Raw genomic sequence first — 20,225 nt, 5'->3', positions numbered from 1 at the left:
ATAAATAGCGATTCAGGCAAGCTTTTGGAAAACTAAAATAAGTTAGCCAAAATGCTTGCTTATAAGATTTCTCCCTCCTCCATTTCTGGGAATGTTTGTATTCCCCCATCGAAGTCCCATACTCTACGAGCAATTTTCTGGGCTTCTGTGTCTCATGGCACTTCAATAATAGATAATGCTTTGGACTCTCCTGATTCAGAAGTGATGATTCAAGCTTGTGAGCAACTTGGTGCAAAGATTCGTAAGAAATCTACATCTCTTGAAATTACAGGAACCTCGAATCTTAGATTACCAGAAAATACAGTTATCGATGCAGGAAGTTCAGGGATTGTTTTTCGATTTTTCACAGCAATTGCAGCAATATTCTCTGAAAAAATAACAATTATAGGATCTTCTCAACTACAAAGGCGTCCCATAGCTCCACTAATCAAAGCCTTAGAAAATTTCGGAGCCACGTTTTCATATCAAGGAGATCTACACACAATTCCCCTCTCTGTTTCAGGACCTATTTCTTCAGGATATACTGAAGTCTTAGGAGACGATTCGCAATATGCCTCGGCACTCGCAATGGCATGCTCTTTAGCAGAAGGCCCATTCTCCTTTACTATAATCAATCCTAAAGAACGACCTTGGTTTAAATTGACCTTATGGTGGTTAGAACAATTAGCCATCCCCTATTCACAATCAGAGGATACCTATTCATTTTTAGGAAAAGCTCAACCCAAAGCTTTTTCCTATACTGTTGGGGGTGATTTTAGTAGTGCAGCATTTCTTGTCGCTGCTGCACTACTTTCCCAATCCCCACATCCCACATACTTGCAAAATCTTAATATAGACGATGTCCAGGGAGATAAAGAATTGCTCTTTCTCCTTAGAAAACTGGGAGCAAATATTGTTTTTGAAAATAATACGGTTATTGTTTTCCCCTCAATACTTTCTGGTGGGAATATAGATATGGATCCCTTTATTGACGCTCTTCCTATTCTTGCAGTTCTCTGTTGCTTTGCTACTTCCCCCTCACATCTATATAATGCTCGAGGAGCTAAAGACAAAGAAAGCGATCGTATTACCGCTATTACTGAAGAACTTCAAAAAATGGGTGCATGCATTCAACCTTGTCATGACGGTTTGCTCATCAATCCTAGTCCTCTATATGGAGCTTCTATGTACTCCCATAATGATCACAGAATAGCGATGGCGTTATCCATAGCAGCGATGTACGCCTCTGGAGATAGTACTATCTCTGATACTGAATGTATTAAAAAAACTTTTCCAAATTTTATACAGATTTTAAATTCCCTACACACAAATATTCAGGAATACTATGAACCTATTTCTGTGCGGACTACCAACAGTAGGCAAGACCTTGCTGGGTCGTGCCTTTGCTAATTATCTATCGATTTCTTTCTTTGATATTGATGATTTAATTGTAAGTAACTATGGCAACGGGCTATATTCCTCAGCATGCGAGATATTTCAAGCTGTTGGAGACGAGGCATTTACATCTTTAGAAATAGAGGCCCTACGCTCTTTACCCCTAGATGATAGCGTCGTAGCTTTAGGTGGGGGTACAATCATGCATCAAGAAGCTTGTGCCATAATTAAAAACAGGGGAACTTTGATTTACCTGTCTCTTCCTGTTATTGAAATTTATAAACGACTCTTGAAGCGCGGCCTTCCTGAAAGATTAAAGCGAGCGCCCAATGTAGAAGAAATCTTACAACAACGTATAGATCATATGCAACGTGTAGCAAATTATAGTTTTCCTCTAGATCATGTAAATCTCCTAGACCAGCATTCATTGTTATCTGCATGTGAATCTCTTAATACTTTACTAAATCAATGAGAAATCGATTCGGTTCTTTATTTTCTTTGACCACGTGGGGAGAATCTCACGGCTCCTCCATTGGGGTTGTTATTGACGGTTGTCCTGCAGGTTTATTGCTTGAACCTGAGGATTTCATATCCGCAATGTCACGTAGATCTCCGGGAAAACCTGGAACATCTCCTCGCAAAGAAAACGATATCGTTCACATTCTTTCCGGAGTATATCAGGGAAAAACAACGGGAACACCTATTTCCCTTCAAATTTTCAATACCGATGTAAAGAGTGATGTGTACCGTAAGCAAGATGACCGTTATCGTCCCGGTCATGGACAATTTGCTTATGAAAAAAAATATGGTATTGTAGATTCCTTAGGGGGAGGAAGGTCATCCGCTAGGGAAACAGCGTGTCGCGTAGCTGCAGGGGTTATCGCAGCAAAAATTCTCGCTCACTATGATATTTATTGTTTAGCCTTCTTATCCAAAATCGGAAAAGAATCTATTGAAAAATATCCCAAATTCTCTAACGAATTTGCCCAAAGTATCTATAGCTCTCCTTTCTTTTCTCCTCTCGATAATGATTCTATTTTCCAAATATTGACTAATCTACAAAATGAACAAGACTCTTTAGGTGGAGTAGTATCTTTTATCACTTCTCCTATTCACGAAAGTCTTGGCGAGCCTGTATTTAATAAAGTGCAGGCAGTTTTAGCCTCAGCACTTATGAGTATCCCCGCTGCCAAGGGATTTGAAATTGGCTTAGGATTTGCGTCTGCTGATAGATTTGGATCAGAATACATTGATCCATTTATCATTGAGGATGAAAAGATCTCTATGGGGTCGAATAACTGTGGGGGCTCACTCGGAGGAATTACTGTGGGAATGCCTCTAAACGGACGCGTAGCATTTAAACCTACATCCTCAATTAGGAAACCCTGCTTCACAGTAACAAAATCGGGAGAGCCAACTATTTATACTACACAAAAAGAAGGTCGCCACGATCCTTGTGTAGCTATAAGGGCTGTGGGCGTTGTAGAAGCAATGGTAAATCTTGTTCTTGCCGATTTATTACTACAACAACGGTGTGCTAAGCTATGATAAAGAATTTTATTTCCGATCCGCACAACGTTAAGTTCGTGGAGAATTTCTTCAATAAAAAGTTATTTTCTTCAATATCTATAGACTTTCCTATTGTAATTATTAGCGATCTCCATGTGGCAGAAGAAATTCTTCCTCCCATCTTAGATTTCATGGATTCTTTAGGTTACAAGGTAATCCTGCTGACATTCCCTCCTGGAGAAAAAAATAAAACATGGGAAATCTTTATTTCCCTACAAAATCAGCTGGTTGATCAAGATGTTTCTTTAGGATCTACAATCATTGGTATCGGTGGAGGTATAGTTTTAGATATGGCCGGATTCCTGGCTTCTACATATTGTCGAGGAATTCAGCTATTTTTAATTCCCACAACAATGACAGCAATGATTGACGCAAGCATTGGTGGGAAAAATGGCATCAATTTACGGGGATTAAAAAATCGTCTAGGGACTTTTTATCCTCCGAAAGATGTATGGATATGTCCTGAGTTCTTAGCGACATTACCAAGGAGAGAATGGTTTCACGGAATTTCTGAATCCATAAAGCACGGATGTATTGCCGATGCATATATATGGGAGTTTTTGCATAACTATAGTGATATGCTCTTTTCTTCCCGGGAAATTCTGAACGAGTTTATTAAAAGGAACTGCATGATTAAAGCTGCTATCGTTGCCAAAGATCCTAAAGATAAGAATCTAAGAAAAATACTTAATTTCGGTCATACGATTGCCCATGCAATAGAAACATTATCCAAAGGTTATATCCCTCATGGATTAGCAGTAAGTGTAGGAATGATAATAGAAATGAAAATTTCTCTAGAATCGGGAATTATGAAAAATCCTTATCTTATTGAGCAGTTATATAATTTATTAAAACATTTCTGTTTACCTACAACTCTTGAAGAGCTACGGTCTTTGATTCCACAACATCTTCATAACGGATTTTACAATCCGGAAAATATTATCAACACACTCGGTTATGATAAGAAAAATCTATCGAAAAAAGCCGTAAGAATGGTCATGATAGAACATTTAGGAAGAGTTGCTCCATATAATGGCACCTATTGTGCAACACCAAAAATGGATATCCTTTATGAAGTTCTAAAAAGTGAATGTCATGTTATGTGCAACGATTAGCGGTCCTTCTTTTTCTGAAGCAAAACAACAACTTTTACGCTCGTTACCTCTAGTAGATAGTATAGAATTACGTATCGACTGTCTTTTATCTCTATCATCAGATCAGCTGAAACATTTGGTCTCTTTAGCAAAGAAACCTATTCTTACATTAAAAAAGCACGCTAGTTTATCTGAATCGGCATGGATAGAACGCACTATGGAACTAGCAAAATTACAACCTGATTATCTTGATATCGATAAAGATTTTCCTAGAGAAGCTTTAAGAAATATCCAAAATCAATATCCTAATATAAAGATTATCCTTTCCTATCATAGCAAAACCTCAGAATACGTTCCGAATCTTTATAATGACATGCTAAAACAACAAGCTCATCATTATAAAATCGCAATCACTTCAACCAAATCCATAGATACCCTGCGTTATATACAAATAAAAAAACATCTTCCCGAAAATACTACACTACTTTGCATGGGAAATGAAGGCGTCGCCTCTCGTATCCTTTCGCCATTAATGAAAAATGCTATTAATTATGCTTCGGGAATAAACGCTCCCAAAGTAGCTCCAGGGCAACTTTCTATAGAAGATTTATTAGCATATAACTATGCAAATCTCTCTTCAGAAGCCAGTATCTATGGTCTTATTGGTAATCCTGTAGATCGCAGTATCAGTCATCTCTCTCATAATAAGCTGTTCTCAGAACTGAATATGAAGATGAGTTACATAAAAATCCTTTTAACATCTCAAGAACTTAAAGACTTTTTCTCCCTAACGCGAGATCTTCCTTTTCGAGGGCTTAGTGTAACGATGCCCTTTAAAACCGATGTTCTTGACTATGTCGATATTTTTGATGTTTCTGTAAAACATTGCCAGTCTTGTAATACTCTAGTTTTCAATAATAATAAGATCACAGGATACAATACAGACGGTTCGGGACTATTAAATCTTTTGAAACGCAAAAATATTGCCTTACAAAATACACACGTAGCTATTGTAGGTTCTGGAGGAGCAGCAATGGCTATAGCAACGACATTTGCTTATTCAGGAGCTCGTATTAGCATCTTCAACCGAACAGAAGCTAATGCTAAAAAACTCGCTGAGCTATGTAATGGGAATGCGTTTTCTTTAAACTCTCTATCAGAAAATCACAATATAGATATTCTAATTTTATGCCTTCCTCCTAATGTGGAAATCCCTGAAGTCTTCTCTCCAGTAATTATCGATATCAATACATTACCTAAAGAATCTCACTACACAAGAAAAGCTAAAAAGAGAGGATGCCGTATCCTTTACGGATATGAAATGTTTGCAGAGCAAGCTCTACTACAATTTTCTCTATGGTTTCCTGAAAAACTCTCCGAAGAGGATGGCGAGAGATTCCGTATTAGCGTAGAAAATATCGTTAATACCATGTAAAAAATCCTTGTTTTGCTTTATGCTTTTCAAAATTTTTTATTTGAAAGCACATGCAAAGATATTGGCTATTTTTCTTTTTTCTTTTTCCTCTAGCTATTCATAGTAGCGAAACCACACGTTATGTAGAGGTAAAATCCATTCATGAGATTGCAGGGGATATCCTTTATGATAGCAGTGACTTTTGGTTAATATTTGATCTCGATGACACGTTATTAGAAGGTGCCCAGGCGTTAACACAATCATTGTGGTTACAGAAAACAATAGAGGTATTTCAACAGTTAGGGCTTTCTGAAAACGAAGCTTGGGAAACTACTTACCCTTACTGGGAAGAGTTTCAAGAAAAAGGATCTGTAAAAACTATAGAAAATGCTATGCAAATTCTCATTACAAAGATCCACGAAAAAAAGAAAACGCTTTTTGCTTATACAGAACGTAAACTCTCTTCAGAAAATATCACCTTGCAACAATTGAAAAGCTTAAACCTAAAATTAGATCGTACAGCTCCCGCCATACCCACTCGTCTACCAAAAGGGATTCTCTTTTCTTCAGGAGTGTTATTTGGAGAAGAATTGCATAAAGGGCCAGGGCTGCAATTATTTCTAGATGCCATAGATGCTCATCCTGAAAAGATCATTTATATTGATAATCGCAAGGAAAATGTTTTGCGTATCGGTGAGTTATGTAAATTAAAAAAAATTTCCTATCTAGGGATTACCTATACAGCTCAGAAATTCTTACCCCCAGTATACATCCCAGAAATCTCTAAGGTTCAATATACATATTCTCAAAAACTCCTTAGCAATGAAGCTGCTGCCCTACTCTTAAGACATCAAATGACAGAGTAGTGTTAAAATAATAATTCCTTAACTTCCACCAAAAATGATGGCATAAAAAAACTTCTTTTTTTTAGAGTCACAACAAAGAGCAGCGTATCTTTTCTTTTGGTAGTTCATGGCGTCTTTTCGTTCTTCTCTATTAACCGCTCTATGTACTTACGGTATGTTGACGATGCCCGCTTATGGAATCGATCCAAATCATCCTGAGCATCATCATCATAGATACTCCGAAAGACTAAAAAAAAGTAACGCTAAAGATTCTGATATCTCCTCCCTACCTGCGACATCAGAATCATCTGAAACCTTACGCCAAGAACCTCGTCGTCACATACTTACCCCAGTACGTAATGTCTTAGAAGATCACCCTTGCGATGAGGGGTTGTCGATCTCAAAATTGTTACACTCGATAGAGAAAGAGACTAACTCTCAAATATCTGTGGATTTTACTATTCTCCCTCAATGGTTTTATCCTAAAAAAGGTGCCCTAACAGCAATCGATGAAAAGCAGCCAACTTGGCAATTTTACATGAGTCCTAGCATCTCTTGGCAGTTATACAATAACCCTACAGCAGGCGTAGGGAGTATTGATTTCTCCTATACATTAATACGTTATTGGAGAAACAACGCGCAAAATGCCAATAATGCTACAGGCATCGCCGGCGGGATCAACGATTATAGCTCTCGAGCCAACACCTTATCACAACTTACATTCTCTCAGACATTCCCTGGAGAAATGCTTACCGTTTCGTTAGGTCAATATAGCTTATATTCTATAGACGGAACTTTATACGATAACGATCAGCAATCCGGATTCATAAGCTATGCACTATCACAAAATGCTAGTGCGACATATTCCTTAGGGAGTGTTGGTGCCTATGTACAATTTACACCTACACCTTCTATAAATATCCAGGCTGGCTTTCAGGATGCCTATAACATTTTAGGCACCTCTTTTGATGTCTATAACCTCACAAGAAATCGATATAATTTCTATGGTTATTTCTCGTGGGCACCACAAAGTTCTCTAGGTAGTGGACAATATTCCGCATTGATCTATTCTACAAGAAAGGTCCCCCAACAGCCTACCCAAACAACAGGATGGTCATTGAATTTCGGGCAGCATTTCGGGGAAAAACTCTATGTATTTGGAAGATGGAATGGAGCCACAGGAACAGCAGTAAATCTTAATCGTTCGTATGTTCTTGGATTAGCATCAGCAAATCCAATAAATCGTAATTCTCAAGATCTTTTTGGAGCTGCTTGCTCGATGAGCAAGGTGAATCCCAAGGTCGTTACAGAAAGAAAAATTCGTAAATATGAAACTGTAATAGAAACATTTGCAACTATAGGATTTGGACCTCATATTTCTCTAACTCCAGATCTACAAATTTATATTCATCCAGCACGGAGACCTGATAAACGTTCTGCTAAAGTTTACGGTGTTCGGGCTAACTTCTCTACCTAATCCTATAACCTCATTATTTACATCCTTAGGAGTTTATACATGCCTTACGGGACACGCTACCCAACATTAGCCTTCCACACGGGAGGAGTAGGAGAATCTGACGATGGAATGCCTCCTCAACCTTTCGAAACTTTCTGCTATGACTCCGCTCTTTTACAAGCGAAAGTCGAAAATTTTAATATCGTTCCCTATACATCCGTATTACCTAAAGAACTTTTTGGGAATATTGTTCCCGTGGATCAATGTGTTAAATTCTTCAAACATGGTGCTGTTTTAGAAGTAATCATGGCTGGACGCGGGGCCGCGACAGTAGACGGCACTCACGCAATTGCTACAGGTGTTGGCATCTGCTGGGGGCAGGATAAAAATGGCGAGCTTATCGGTGGATGGGCCGCAGAATACGTAGAATTTTTCCCTACATGGATCAATGATGAGATCGCAGAATCCCATGCAAAAATGTGGTTAAAAAAATCCCTACAACATGAACTAGATCTTCGCTCTGTTGTCAAACATAGTGAATTTCAATACTTCCATAACTACATCAATATTAAGCAAAAGTACGGTTTCTCATTAACTGCATTAGGATTTCTCAACTTTGAAAATGCCGATCCGGCAACAATTAGATAAGGAGAATTCATGATTTCTAATGGGGGCAAAACCGGGAAAAACCTTGGGGCCATAGCTTTAGCAGGTATGGTAATTAGCTCTATGATTGGGGGAGGAATTTTTAGCCTTCCCCAAAATATGGCGGCATCCGCGGGAGCAGGAGCTATTATCTTAGCATGGATCTTGACAGGCGTAGGCATGTTTTTTATTGCCAATACTTTTAAAATTCTCTCATTAGTACGCCCCGATTTAACAACAGGGATCTACATGTACAGCCGAGAAGGGTTTGGACCTTATGTAGGATTTACTATTGGTTGGGGATATTGGCTATGCCAAATCTTTGGTAACGTCGGTTATGCCGTCATGACCATGGATGCATTGAATTATTTTTTCCCTCCCTATTTTAAAGGAGGAAATACTATCCCCGCAATTATTGGAGGCTCTATTCTTATATGGGTTTTCAATTTCATAGTCCTTAAAGGAATCCGTCAGGCATCTTTCATCAATATTATCGGAACCGTATGTAAACTCGTTCCTCTTATTGTATTTATTGTTATCACAGCATTCCTGTTCAAGCTTGCTATTTTCAAAACGGATTTTTGGGGACATACAGCCACAAAAACACAACCATTACTAGGATCAGTAACTAGCCAGTTAAAAAGTACAATGTTAGTAACTTTATGGGCTTTCATTGGAATCGAAGGTGCTGTCGTTATGTCAGCACGTGCAAAAAGCTCTAGTGCTGTTGGGAAAGCTACCATATTAGGTTTTGTAGGATGCTTAACTGTTTATATACTTTTATCCATCTTACCTTTTGGTTCCCTATTTCAATATCAACTTGCTGGTATTGCCAATCCTTCAACTGCTGGAGTATTAGATATTCTCGTAGGGAAATGGGGTGAGGTCTTAATGAACATAGGTCTTCTTGTAGCCATACTCTCCAGTTGGTTATCTTGGACCATGATTGTTGCAGAGATCCCTTATTCTGCAGCAAAAAATGGTACATTCCCGGAGATCTTCACAATAGAAAATGCTGTGCATTCTCCTAAAGTTTCGTTATATATAACGAGTGCTCTTATGCAAATCGCTATGCTTCTCGTATATTTTTCAACAAATGCGTGGAATACGATGTTGAGCATCACAGGAGTGATGGTTTTACCTGCCTATTTAGCAAGTGCCGCTTTTCTTTTTAAATTCAGCAAAGATAAAAATTATCCAAATAAAGGACCAATTAAGTCTTCGACTGCAAAATATACAGGAATTTTTGGTGTTATTTATTCTATCTGGTTGATCTATGCTGGAGGTTTAAATTATCTATTTATGGCCATCATTCTCTTAGCCTTAGGTATTCCATTCTACGTAGACGCTGGTAAGAAAGGTAAGAACGCTAAAACTTTTTTTGCAAAAAAAGAGGTTACAGAAATTACAATAATTGCTTTGTTAGCGTTATTAGCGATTTTCCTCTTTTCAACGGAAAAAATCCGTTTATAACGATCCCAATCACCCTTTGGGAGAGGCCTTCGGGTCTCTCTCATTTTTTCTTTAGTTCCTCTTTATTTTCTTCTGCATTCCTCTCTGTTATTTAATACGTTATTTGCTTATTCTCAGAAGTAGATATAGAGACAAATTCTTAATTAAGATCTTAGATTTCAAGGTAAATGTATGCGTATAGCAGTTTTAGGAGCAGGGTATGCTGGGCTTTCTGTAACTTGGCATTTGCTACTACACTCTCAGGGAACAGCAACAATAGATCTTTTCGATCCCGTTCCTTTAGGTCATGGCGCATCGGGATTATCCTCAGGTCTCCTTCATGGCTTTACTGGGAAAAAAGCTAGTAAACCTCCGCTTGCGGATCTAGGAATTACCTCTACTCATGGCTTAATCACAGAAGCTAGCAAAGCATTAAATATTCCTATTGTTCTTTCTCGAGGAATCATTCGCCCAGCCGTAGATGATGAACAAGCAGAAATTTTTATGAAACGCGTTGAAGAATTCCCTAATGAATTAGAATGGTGGGAAAAAGCACGTTGTGAAATGACAGTTCCGGGTATAGTTGCCAATCTTGGTGCTCTATTTATAAAGAACGGAGTCACTATAAATAATAATGCCTACATCAACGGTCTTTGGGATGCCTGTGCTAATCTTGGTACACAGTTTTATGATGAGCTTATAGAAAATATTGAAGATATTGAAGAGTTTTACGATCACATTATTGTAACTCCAGGAGCTAATGCTCAGGTTCTCCCCGAATTACAGAAGCTTCCTCTATCTAATGTAAAAGGTCAGCTTATAGAAATTTCTTGGCCTGAAGACCTAGCGACGCCACAATTCAGTATCAATGCGCATAAATATATGGTGGCAAACACAGAAAATAATACTTGTATTTTAGGAGCAACTTTCGAACATAACCAGCCTGAACCTGTTATTGACGAAACTATCGCCTATAACGAAATCATGCCTCCTGTTCTTTCATTATTTCCCTCTCTTAAAGAAGCAAAGATTCTGAACTACTACGCAGGAATGCGTTCATCAAGTTCTACTCGCCTACCTATAATTAGTAGAATAAAAGAAAACCTTTGGTTCCTAGGTGGCTTAGGATCCAAAGGTCTACTTTATCACGGTCTTACCGGGGATATGCTCGCTCAGGCTGTATTAAAACAATCTACAGCCTATGTCGCTAAAGAGTTTCTATTCACTCTTTAATTAGATTTTCTTTTGAGGTTTGCTTCTCTAAGTAAAAATCAAAAGAGAAATTAAAGAAAAAGGAAACTGCAGGTGTAAGAATTAATGCTATTGGCATAACCAATACCAAAACTTCCATCAAAAATGATCCTGTATTCATATCTGATAAACAGACTAAATGTGACATCAAATAAAACGAATCTAAAGCTAACCAGCTACACAAAGCTAAGGGTGTTGCTGCTATGATAAATCCAATGGATTGGTTTAAGACATTTCCCTGAAAACAACGAAGTAAGTGCATATAGTCAATGCTATCCTGATCACTTAAAGCAGGTATGCAGAAAAATAGAGATACAAAAGCACCTAGAAATAGCAAGATCAAAGTTGTTGCTGAAAGGTAAGGAACAAAAATTAGCAGGGTATGGAAGAATTTACCAATCCAAGGTAAAGAGCTTAAAAATACTGAAAGTAAAATTACTGTGCTTACTACAACCATCGCTATAAAAAACGGCATAGAAACAAGCAGTGATAGCCAAAGTGATTTCCAGTTCTTATGAAATGCTGAAATGATTTTACCCACATTTCCCGTGGATTCTTGTTTTAAAAGTGCCTGTACGATCACAGCAGAAGCACAAACAATACTAAAAGAAGAGAAAAAAGCTCCCAGTCCTAATGTTGATAATGAAAAACTAAGAACAAACTGTGAACATAGTTTTAAAAACATGGCAAAAACAAAACCAAAACAGCACAAACTAGAAAAAATAAAAAGAAATCGCTGTTTATTAAAAATCTTTTTAAAAGCATTTTGACTTAATACATCAAAAGATTGAGTCATAAATCACCCCACTAACTTGCGCTATAACAAAGAGACATTCGCTTTTTCCTGAGAAATTTCATCCAAGGATATTTGAATCTTATTTTTTATAAAGGCATCCCAAGATAATCCAGGAACAATCTCATAATCCCCAGAGGACAACATACGACATGGGAAACCAAAAATTAAATCTTCAGGAATACCGTAAGGATTATAATCGGAACATACTCCAGTAGAGAACCACTCCCCATCTTTAGGAAGAAAAATAGAGCGTGCCGCTTCTGCTAAAGCACGAGCAGCTGATCCTGCGGAAGATTTTCCACGAGCTTCAATCACAGCACTTCCTCGATTTTGGATAGAAGGTAGCATAATATTTTCAAGCCAATCACGATCGCTTATCACTTCTACAGCAGATTTTCCTGAAATTAATGCCTGAGTAAAATCGGGAACTTGTTTTGCAGAATGATTTCCCCAAATAACAACATTAGTAACCTCATCTAAAGGCACTTCTGCACGATGCGCTAACATTGTATGCATACGATTTTGATCTAAGCGCAGCATAGAATGAAAATTTCTTCTATTCAATCTTGGAGCCTGATTCATAGCAATCCAACAATTGGTATTTACAGGATTGCCGACAACAAAAATCTTTGCATCTCGTTTAGCTGAAGTATTTAGCACTGAACCTTGAAGAGAAAAAATTTCTCCATTACGTTTTAAAAGATCCGAACGTTCCATTCCAGGACCTCGAGGTGCTGCTCCTATTAAAAAGGCCGCATCAATACCATCAAAAGCATCTTCCAAAGAAGTTGTGACACGTAGGGATTGTAAAAGAGGATAAGCGCAATCATCGAGTTCCATACGAACACCGGAAAGCACTCTTTCTAAACCTGGGAGGTCATATACACGTAGATCAATGCCGCAATCATTACCAAAAACATCACCGTGAGCCAAAGCAAACAAAAAACTGTAGGCAATTTGCCCTGTTCCACCCGTCACAGCAACACTAACCGTACGTGCTAGTTTCATAATCACGCCTCCCTAAAAAAAATCACTATAATCTTTAAATAAAAACAAAATCAAGCGCGTCTATTTTTTGATAGCTAAAGAAAGAAAATTCCCTAGCTAAAACCGTGTTAAGAGGCGAAATAAATAAAAGCGCTATGCTCTTATCCACAATACTCCGCATCTGAATTCTATACCAAGACTTATGCTTTACTAACGTTTCTGTCAAACCATAGTTCCCATTCCAAACTCTTATAAAAGATAGGAATATCCCAGTAAAAACAGAGTAGAAAAATCTCAAAAAAATATTAGCATGTAAAAAAAGACAAAAAGAAACATTACTGCTTTTTAAAAACAGTTGCAAATTAAAAAAATGATAATCAAAAAGTCTAAAAGGCTATACGATAGAAAACAGCTCCTCGAGCCCCCACCCAAACTCCCGTACCGGATTTGATGACCTGTTCTCCCTTCCGAGTAAATAAAACACCGTGAATATCCAAAAATCCTACTGAACGCACACGAATAAAAAACATAGCGTTTCATCCATCGCTTAGAAAATGAAAATGCTAATTATACCATAAAAACTATTAAAATATTGAGAGAAAACGAGTTTTATCTCCTTCAAATCCCTAGAGTTGGGTATTTTTATTTTTTAGTATCATTAAAAAGTCTTAACAACGCTTCAGCTTCAAGAAGGCCTCCTTCTTTTCCTTCCCCCTGCATAACCTGTAAGACCTGGTTTGCTAGGTCTTTCCCCAGGGTAACTCCTTCTTGATCGAAGGAGTTAATTCCCCAGCAAAAACCCTGAAAGACTATTTTATGTTCATAGAAGGCTAAAAGTGCTCCCATAGTATAGGGAGTGAGTCTCTCAGACACAAGAATCGAGGAAGGACGATTTCCTCTAAAATTTTTATTTGGATTAGTATTTTCCCGTCCTTTTGCTAAGGCTATCGACTGGGCTACCATATTAGCGAAAAGCTTTTGAGAAGAACTCGATCCAGCTATAACGATATCCTTTCCTCTTTGATTTTCGAGAAAACCAATGAATTCTACAGGCACGATATCACTACCTTGATGAAGGCATTGAAAAAAAGAGTGTTGGCTATTTGTTCCCGCCTCACCCCAAATAATGGGACTTGTGGAAAAGCTTATTATTTCTCCAGTCTGAGCAACACTCTTTCCATTAGATTCCATACCGCATTGCTGTAAATGCGCAGGAAAATATTCCAGTCCTGTAGCATAGGGAACTACAACAGAAGTAGGATAACGTAAGAAATTACGATTCCAAATCCCTAACATTGCTGATAATAAAGGAAGATTCTGACTCATATGAGGTTCTAAAGCTGCCAAATCCATAGCTGCAGCTCCTTCAAGGAGCTGTAAAAACATATCAAAGCCATAGGCAAAGCCTAAAACAACTCCACCAACCATAGATGTAGAGGAATAGCGTCCTCCGATGCTATCCCAAATATGGAAAACTTCAAGATATTTATCTGTATCATCCATAGGGCTACCCTCGCAGGTAACAGCAATAAAATGCTCTCGAAAACTCAATCCTTGTTTTAAGAAATGGTCCGCTAGTAATTCTTCATTAACAGCAGTCTCTAATGTGGTTCCTGATTTCGATACAGTAACAACCAAAGTCTTTGCGCAATCTATCTCTTGTAAAACTTCTGCGGCATTATCGGGATCTACATTGGAGACGAAATACACTCTCTTATCTGATGGACAACAGCCTTTTAAAGCACAATGTAAAGCTTTAGGCCCAAGTTCGGAACCTCCTATTCCAATTTGTACAATAGTTGTAAAGGCATCCCTATATTTATTAAGAAAATCTTTTAAACGTTGTGCTTCGATTTTTGATCTTAAAGAAATATCCTCGGCATTACCTTTTAGAGGAATTTCCTTAACCCATGCACGCGTCGCGGTATGTAAAGCAGGTCGAGATTCGCTAGGGAAGTTATCAATATAGTTAACAACTTCTCCATTTTGCATTGCCTGCATAGATTCGATAAGACCACGTTCAGAAGTCAAATCCGTTAATGCGGATAAAATACCCTCATCGATACGTTCCGTAGCGTAACTTAATGTAAAACCTTCTACAGACAAGGAAAACCTCTCTATACGCTCTTTAGAAATTACTCCAGGAATTGTCAAATCTATAGGCGCCATAGCCAAATCTTGCAATATCTTTGTTGAGGAGCTCTCTAAAAAGCCTTTTCTATCCATTGTCTACCTCGTCCTAGCTTAAAAACTATCTAAATATCTATACTCAAAACTATACCAGCCGAAGTTAGATTTTATGACCTCAGCCCAGTTTTGTGATGTTATCCTTGAAAAATTTGTTCTTTTTCTCTCGGTAGATCGCGGTCTTTGCCGCAATTCTATTTCTGCATATTGTCAGGACATTACCTTATTCCTAAAAATAAGTGCCATTACATCAACCAAAGAAATTTCTCAAGATAGCGTACATCTGTTTGTTCGTCAGCTACATAAACGCAAAGAAGCCGAGTCTACTTTAGCGCGTCGTCTGATTGCCTTAAAAGTATTTTTTCGATTTCTTAAAGAGGCAAAGCTTCTTGATCATCCTCCTCTTATCGAACATCCAAAAATTTGGAAACGCCTTCCCTCTGTTTTAACGCCGAAAGAAGTTGATGCTCTTTTATCTGCTCCTCAACAAACCAAAATTTCTCCTATCATTTCTGCTAGAGATACCGCTATGCTCCATACACTATATTCCACAGGTATTCGCGTATCCGAACTCTGTGGTTTATGCATTGGTGACGTTAGTGATGATTTTCTACGTGTTACCGGGAAAGGTTCTAAAACACGACTTGTTCCTCTAGGGAAACTCGCTTGTGAAACTATCGATACCTATCTGTGTCCTTTTCGAGAGAACTTTCAAAAGAAAAATCCAGAAGAACATCACCTATTTCTCTCTATACGCGGGCGTAAGTTAGAGCGCTCCTGTGTATGGAGAAGAATCCATTACTACGCAAAGCAAGTAACCCATAAACGCGTCTCACCACACTCCCTAAGACATGCCTTTGCCACACATCTATTAGACAATAAAGCAGACCTCCGAGTCATTCAAGAAATGCTCGGGCATTCCCGTATTGCCTCTACAGAAATCTATACTCATGTGGCTGCGGATGCCCTAGTAGAAAACTTTCTTTCCTATCACCCAAGAAATCCCTAGTCACAATGATAGAAAAATGTACCGTCCTCAAATCGAGAATAACAATCTTCATTACCCTGTGATGTTCCGGTATAGCCTCCGTAAGTCTCAGGATAATAGTATCCATAATCATAAGGATAGTAGAAACTATAAGGAACATGACCGTTTTGCTCTTGAAATTGCAATCCCGATACAGGCACTGCCTTTACTAAGGATACAGACTCCGAAGCAAGGGAATTTTCTCCAAAAGCCACAGAAAAACAACAGCTTAGGAAACAAGCGAAAACTAGAAGCATTTTCTTCATAAAATTCCTCAAAAAAAATCTAAAACTCTAGATTTTATTTTACTACGAACGGGAATTTAATGATTTTTCCTAGAGAAGAGATGTTGAAATGCCCAGGATAGGACTTGAACCTACATGCCGCGAAGCACTGGATCCTAAATCCAGCGTGTCTACCAATTTCACCACCTGGGCAGAAAAACACTCTATGGTGGTTAGCAGACTCATTTTGATTCCTATCACTGTTTTTGTAAATAGAAAATCCCTATATTCTCGAGTATTCTCTCCTATCCTCTAACCCTTTTATAATCAAACTTGCAGGAAAATGGGGTTTTATATAATTTTCATCGTTTCTATGTCCCCATAACTTACTCGTGCGAAAATTAGTATGAACACTCCCCTGCCTTCAGCAGTCCCATCTACCAACATGACGTTAAAGGAAGATGCCTCTTCTTCATCTTCAGCATCAACATCTTCCAGCATTTTAAAAACCGCAGCCGGAGATGTTGCGCTTTCTGTATTTACTTCAGAAGGATCAACGCCAGCCTCTCTAAGTTCGCTTGCTGCTCTTGCTCTTGCACAAATTTCTGCAACTTCTGGAGAAAATACTAATCCTTTACAAGATTGCACGCATAATCTTGTTTTTCTTCCTCCGGAAACCGTTGAAGTTGAGATACTCATCTCTGATCTCCTACAAGCTTTAGAAACCGCAGACCCGAAAACACAAGAAGAACCAACAAGTTTAGGGAAACAAGAACAATTTCTTCCCCAAGAAGGATGCAAACCCCAAGATGTGGCGCCAAGATCTACAAAAGAAACATATGCGACACCAAAAGAATCACAACAACCCTCGAAAGCCTCCACTAGCTATTCCTCTGCGAAAGCTTCTGATTCTCGATCTCCTACCACTCATTCTTCAATACAACATACCTTGGGACAATCTGCACAACGTGCTGTTCATACAACAACACCTCAGCAATCTCGAACGGAAAAGGATGGGGAGCACGTTTCTTCTCAGTCCTATGGTTCCTTTGTCACAGAGAAAAAAGAACAGCAAATCTTCACAACAAAGTCTCAAGAATCTAAACAAGATCGCGAAAATCGAGATCAAAAACAAGATCGACAGCATGAAGGACAACATCAAGAAGATGATCCTCAAGGAAGAGGTCAGGGCAAAAAATATAAAGCAAAGGTTTCTTTCGAAGAAATTGAAGAAGTTTCTCCTGAACTCTCTATAGCACATCTACGCTATCTTAATGATGTACGGCAGGCTCGAGAAATTAACGTTGAGGAAGAGAAAACATTTAAAAGAAAAGTGCAATCTCCAATGGCACTTTTCACAGCAGCAACTCCTCTACAAGGATTTACCCCAATTCCCACTCCAAAAGTTGAAAACGTGTTTATACGTTTTATGAAACTTATGGAAAGAATTCTTGGACAAGCTGAAGCCGAAGCTCAAGAATTATACCTGCGCGTTAAAGAACGTACCGATAATGTGGATACATTAACGTTACTTATTTCTAAAATTAATTCTGAGAAGGGGGCTATTGATTGGAGAGAGAATTCAGAAATGAAAGCTCTCGTAGATCAAGCTAAAAAACTTGGAGTAACAATAACAGACACGTTGCAATGGTCTGAAGAAGAGAAAAAGCTTCTGAAAGAAAATATTCAGATGCGCAAAGAAAACATGGAGAAAATTACACAGCTTGAACGGACAGATATGCAAAGGCATCTTCAAGAAGTCTCACAATGTCATCAGGCACGCTCCAATGTATTAAAACTTCTTAAAGAACTCATGGATACCTTTATTTACAATTTGCGTCCGTAATGTCATATTTAGCTTATTTATTAGAAAAGATAGCTTCATCAAGCAAAGAAGATTATCCCTTTCCGGATGATTTAGAAAGTTATTTGTCAGGATATTTTCCAAGTAAAGATCTTCCGTTAGATACATATCAAAAACTCTTTAAAATTTCCTCTGAAGAACTAGAACGTGTCTACAAAGAAGGTTATAACGCCTATCTGAATAGAGAATACCAAGAGAGTAGTGAAACTTTTCGTTGGTTAGTCTTCTTTAATCCTTTTGTCTCTAAATTTTGGTTTTCTTTAGGAGCATCATTACATATGAGCCAACTTTATCCCCAAGCTTTACATGCCTATGCTGTGACTGCATTATTACGGGATAAAGATCCCTATCCTCACTATTATGCCTATATCTGTTATACCCTTATGGACCAACATGAAGATGCAAGTAAGGCGTTAGAACTTGCATGGGAACGAGCGAAACATCATAGCTTTTATCAAGAACTAAAAGCAGAAATCTTGGATATAAAAAACCATGCATAATCCCATAACTCTAGGGAACTGACTATGTCTTCCTGGCTAGCACAATCTACAGAGATTCTCTTAAATCAACAGCCTTATATTCCAGATGGCCCTAAGCAATCTGAAGGAATATCTAGTATAAAATATTCAATCACTTTAGCTCCGGAATCCTCAGGAAAATCTCTACAGAAGTTCTTCACAGATAAACTTAGTAAAACCTTATTTATCAAAACTGAAGGGCAGGTTATTGGGCATAAACAACTAACTCCTGCGAGTTCTAGAGAAAAAATCTTACACTTCGGAAGTTCTTTAGCGTCACAATTGCCAAGGAAAGAACAGACATCATCATCTTCACCATGGAATCTTTTTTCACAAAAAAATTCCAAAGAATCGATGAAAACTCTTCTTAAAGATTTAATAACGCCTAAAGCTCAGGAAAAGACCTCTGAAAAAAGCCTTTCCTCTGATAAATCTCTATCCACACCTACACCTAAACAATCTGAAGAACAATCAAAAACCCAACATAATTTAGAAAGAACTGAGATCTTCCGTGAATCTACAGAAGATTTGGAACACAAAATGCTATCTGAGGAGAAATTCCTTTCTTCTCGGGATGCTGATTTACGCAGCAAAGAAGAAGATCGACTAACTCTAAAATCGCCACAAGGAAAATATAGTAAAGGATTATCACAAGATGAGCATCCAGGAAAACAGCAGCATCAAGAATGTCTCTTTAAAAAATTCAAAAAAAATCAAAAAACGCGAGCAGCTTCTGTTGTTCCTATTATTAGCCCTCCTTCTGTTGGTGTATTTACCCTAAGCTACCTTTTGACAAAACAAGGGATACTTTCAGATTTTTCTGCTTATGCATCCTACAAAGATTGTGTGGAAACGACCCAAAGGGAGTTAGAAGCAACACATGAAGAACGCATAAAACAAATCCAAAAATCTATAGAAAAAGAAGAACAAGCAAAACGTTGGGGTTCATTGGCTACTATTGTAGAGTGGATTACTCCATGGATCTCCATAGGATTAGCTTCCGTTGCTATCGTCATGGGCGGAGGTGTTTTCTCTTGGGTAAGTTTACTTGCAGGTCTTATCGCCTTAACACTAACTTTATTAGACGCTTTAAATGGTTGGGAAGCTATTGAAAAACTTCTCCCGGGGAAAAATAAGCAGTTAAAACAAAAGATATTGAAAATAGTACAAATTGTTCTTTATGTCATAGCTGCCTTACTTTCTATAGCCACTTTAAGCATAGAAAATCTTGGGCTTTCTCCACTTGCAGAAGGGGCTATGCGAGGTATAGGCCCTGCTCTAGAAGGAGCCTTAGGTCTTTTACGCGGAGCTATGCTTTGGGTGCGATCCAGTCTGTTTAAAATTAAATCCCACTACGTATCTCTTGAAACAAAAATAGAATTATTAAGTTTGGAAAGGGATGATTACCTCGCTCGCACTCAAGAACTCATAGAAAGTATTCATGATTCTTTCGAAAATCTCGCACGCGTGTTACAGTTGTGCAGAGAAATGGATAGAACATTTCTGGAAGCTCTAAGATAAA

19 protein-coding genes and 1 tRNA gene are annotated in these 20,225 nt (G+C 38.2%); 14 read left to right on the top strand and 6 right to left on the bottom strand.

Features of this window, described 5'->3' with window-relative positions; genetic code table 11:
- Nucleotides 1-51: 51 nt before the first annotated feature.
- The 10 genes from aroA (at nucleotide 52) to O1W70_RS04425 (ending at nucleotide 11,082) form a co-directional block, all read left to right on the top strand.
- The gene (gene aroA, locus O1W70_RS04470) at nucleotides 52-1,389 is read left to right on the top strand and encodes a 3-phosphoshikimate 1-carboxyvinyltransferase (protein WP_332381601.1); all 1,338 of its coding nucleotides are present in this window, start codon (nucleotides 52-54) and stop codon (nucleotides 1,387-1,389) included.
- Complete coding sequence (locus O1W70_RS04465) at nucleotides 1,325-1,846, top strand: shikimate kinase (RefSeq protein WP_332381602.1); 522 nt, start codon at nucleotides 1,325-1,327, stop codon at nucleotides 1,844-1,846. The genes aroA and O1W70_RS04465 overlap by 65 nt, the downstream gene beginning before the upstream one ends.
- On the top strand, nucleotides 1,843-2,922 hold the full coding sequence (gene aroC / locus O1W70_RS04460; protein WP_332381603.1) for a chorismate synthase: 1,080 nt from the start codon (nucleotides 1,843-1,845) through the stop codon (nucleotides 2,920-2,922). The genes O1W70_RS04465 and aroC overlap by 4 nt, the downstream gene beginning before the upstream one ends.
- Nucleotides 2,919-4,058: a 3-dehydroquinate synthase gene (gene aroB / locus O1W70_RS04455; protein WP_332381604.1), complete on the top strand. Its 1,140-nt coding sequence runs from the start codon at nucleotides 2,919-2,921 to the stop codon at nucleotides 4,056-4,058. The genes aroC and aroB overlap by 4 nt, the downstream gene beginning before the upstream one ends.
- Nucleotides 4,039-5,472 (top strand): bifunctional 3-dehydroquinate dehydratase/shikimate dehydrogenase, encoded by a 1,434-nt coding sequence (locus O1W70_RS04450; RefSeq protein ID WP_332381605.1) that lies wholly within the window; start codon nucleotides 4,039-4,041, stop codon nucleotides 5,470-5,472. The genes aroB and O1W70_RS04450 overlap by 20 nt, the downstream gene beginning before the upstream one ends.
- Before the next feature lie 50 nt (nucleotides 5,473-5,522).
- A complete protein-coding gene (locus tag O1W70_RS04445; protein ID WP_332381606.1) occupies nucleotides 5,523-6,317 on the top strand; it encodes a DUF2608 domain-containing protein in 795 nt (264 codons plus the stop codon).
- Nucleotides 6,318-6,423: 106 nt separating this feature from the next.
- A complete protein-coding gene (locus tag O1W70_RS04440) occupies nucleotides 6,424-7,773 on the top strand; it encodes a carbohydrate porin (RefSeq protein ID WP_332381607.1) in 1,350 nt (449 codons plus the stop codon).
- A gap of 39 nt (nucleotides 7,774-7,812) precedes the next feature.
- On the top strand, nucleotides 7,813-8,400 hold the full coding sequence (locus O1W70_RS04435; protein WP_332381608.1) for a pyruvoyl-dependent arginine decarboxylase: 588 nt from the start codon (nucleotides 7,813-7,815) through the stop codon (nucleotides 8,398-8,400).
- Nucleotides 8,401-8,409: 9 nt separating this feature from the next.
- Nucleotides 8,410-9,870: an amino acid permease gene (locus O1W70_RS04430; RefSeq protein WP_332381609.1), complete on the top strand. Its 1,461-nt coding sequence runs from the start codon at nucleotides 8,410-8,412 to the stop codon at nucleotides 9,868-9,870.
- A 171-nt stretch (nucleotides 9,871-10,041) separates the two neighbouring features.
- Entirely contained in the window at nucleotides 10,042-11,082 is a 1,041-nt protein-coding gene (locus O1W70_RS04425) for an FAD-dependent oxidoreductase (protein WP_332381610.1), read from the top strand.
- On the opposite strand, the gene O1W70_RS04420 is transcribed toward O1W70_RS04425, so the two are convergent.
- The 4 genes from O1W70_RS04420 to O1W70_RS04405 all read right to left on the bottom strand — a co-directional run bounded on the left by O1W70_RS04420 (nucleotide 11,072) and on the right by O1W70_RS04405 (nucleotide 15,109).
- Nucleotides 11,072-11,896 (bottom strand): hypothetical protein, encoded by an 825-nt coding sequence (locus tag O1W70_RS04420; RefSeq protein ID WP_332381611.1) that lies wholly within the window; start codon nucleotides 11,894-11,896, stop codon nucleotides 11,072-11,074. The two genes, O1W70_RS04425 and O1W70_RS04420, sit on opposite strands and share 11 nt — an antisense overlap.
- A 21-nt stretch (nucleotides 11,897-11,917) precedes the next feature.
- Complete coding sequence (locus tag O1W70_RS04415; RefSeq protein WP_332381612.1) at nucleotides 11,918-12,904, bottom strand: malate dehydrogenase; 987 nt, start codon at nucleotides 12,902-12,904, stop codon at nucleotides 11,918-11,920.
- Between the two features lie 365 nt (nucleotides 12,905-13,269).
- Entirely contained in the window at nucleotides 13,270-13,413 is a 144-nt protein-coding gene (gene ltuA / locus O1W70_RS04410; RefSeq protein ID WP_332381613.1) for a protein LtuA, read from the bottom strand.
- A gap of 112 nt (nucleotides 13,414-13,525) precedes the next feature.
- On the bottom strand, nucleotides 13,526-15,109 hold the full coding sequence (locus O1W70_RS04405; RefSeq protein ID WP_332381614.1) for a glucose-6-phosphate isomerase: 1,584 nt from the start codon (nucleotides 15,107-15,109) through the stop codon (nucleotides 13,526-13,528).
- Between the two features lie 73 nt (nucleotides 15,110-15,182).
- On the opposite strand from O1W70_RS04405, the gene O1W70_RS04400 reads away from it, so the two are divergent.
- Nucleotides 15,183-16,079 carry a site-specific tyrosine recombinase XerD gene (locus O1W70_RS04400; RefSeq protein ID WP_332381615.1) on the top strand — a complete coding sequence of 299 codons (897 nt, stop codon included), beginning with the start codon at nucleotides 15,183-15,185 and terminating at the stop codon, nucleotides 16,077-16,079.
- On the opposite strand, the gene O1W70_RS04395 is transcribed toward O1W70_RS04400, so the two are convergent.
- Both O1W70_RS04395 and O1W70_RS04390 read right to left on the bottom strand, forming a co-directional pair.
- Entirely contained in the window at nucleotides 16,076-16,363 is a 288-nt protein-coding gene (locus tag O1W70_RS04395; RefSeq protein WP_332381616.1) for a hypothetical protein, read from the bottom strand. The two genes, O1W70_RS04400 and O1W70_RS04395, sit on opposite strands and share 4 nt — an antisense overlap.
- Nucleotides 16,364-16,452: 89 nt before the next feature.
- Nucleotides 16,453-16,534 (bottom strand) — tRNA-Leu (locus O1W70_RS04390).
- Nucleotides 16,535-16,727: 193 nt separating this feature from the next.
- Here O1W70_RS04390 and O1W70_RS04385 point away from each other — a divergent pair.
- From O1W70_RS04385 to O1W70_RS04375, 3 genes are read left to right on the top strand one after another with little or no spacing between them, the layout of a single operon-like run.
- On the top strand, nucleotides 16,728-18,167 hold the full coding sequence (locus tag O1W70_RS04385) for a hypothetical protein (RefSeq protein ID WP_332381617.1): 1,440 nt from the start codon (nucleotides 16,728-16,730) through the stop codon (nucleotides 18,165-18,167).
- The gene (locus O1W70_RS04380) at nucleotides 18,167-18,685 is read left to right on the top strand and encodes a SycD/LcrH family type III secretion system chaperone (protein WP_332381618.1); all 519 of its coding nucleotides are present in this window, start codon (nucleotides 18,167-18,169) and stop codon (nucleotides 18,683-18,685) included. Before O1W70_RS04385 ends, O1W70_RS04380 begins: the two co-directional genes overlap by 1 nt.
- Nucleotides 18,686-18,709: 24 nt before the next feature.
- Complete coding sequence (locus O1W70_RS04375; protein ID WP_332381619.1) at nucleotides 18,710-20,224, top strand: hypothetical protein; 1,515 nt, start codon at nucleotides 18,710-18,712, stop codon at nucleotides 20,222-20,224.
- Nucleotide 20,225 lies beyond the last annotated feature (1 nt).

It is taken from the genome of Chlamydia sp. 16-02, assembly GCF_042235055.1.
Classification (GTDB): domain Bacteria; phylum Chlamydiota; class Chlamydiia; order Chlamydiales; family Chlamydiaceae; genus Chlamydia.
This window is presented reverse-complemented; position numbering and strand designations above follow the sequence as displayed.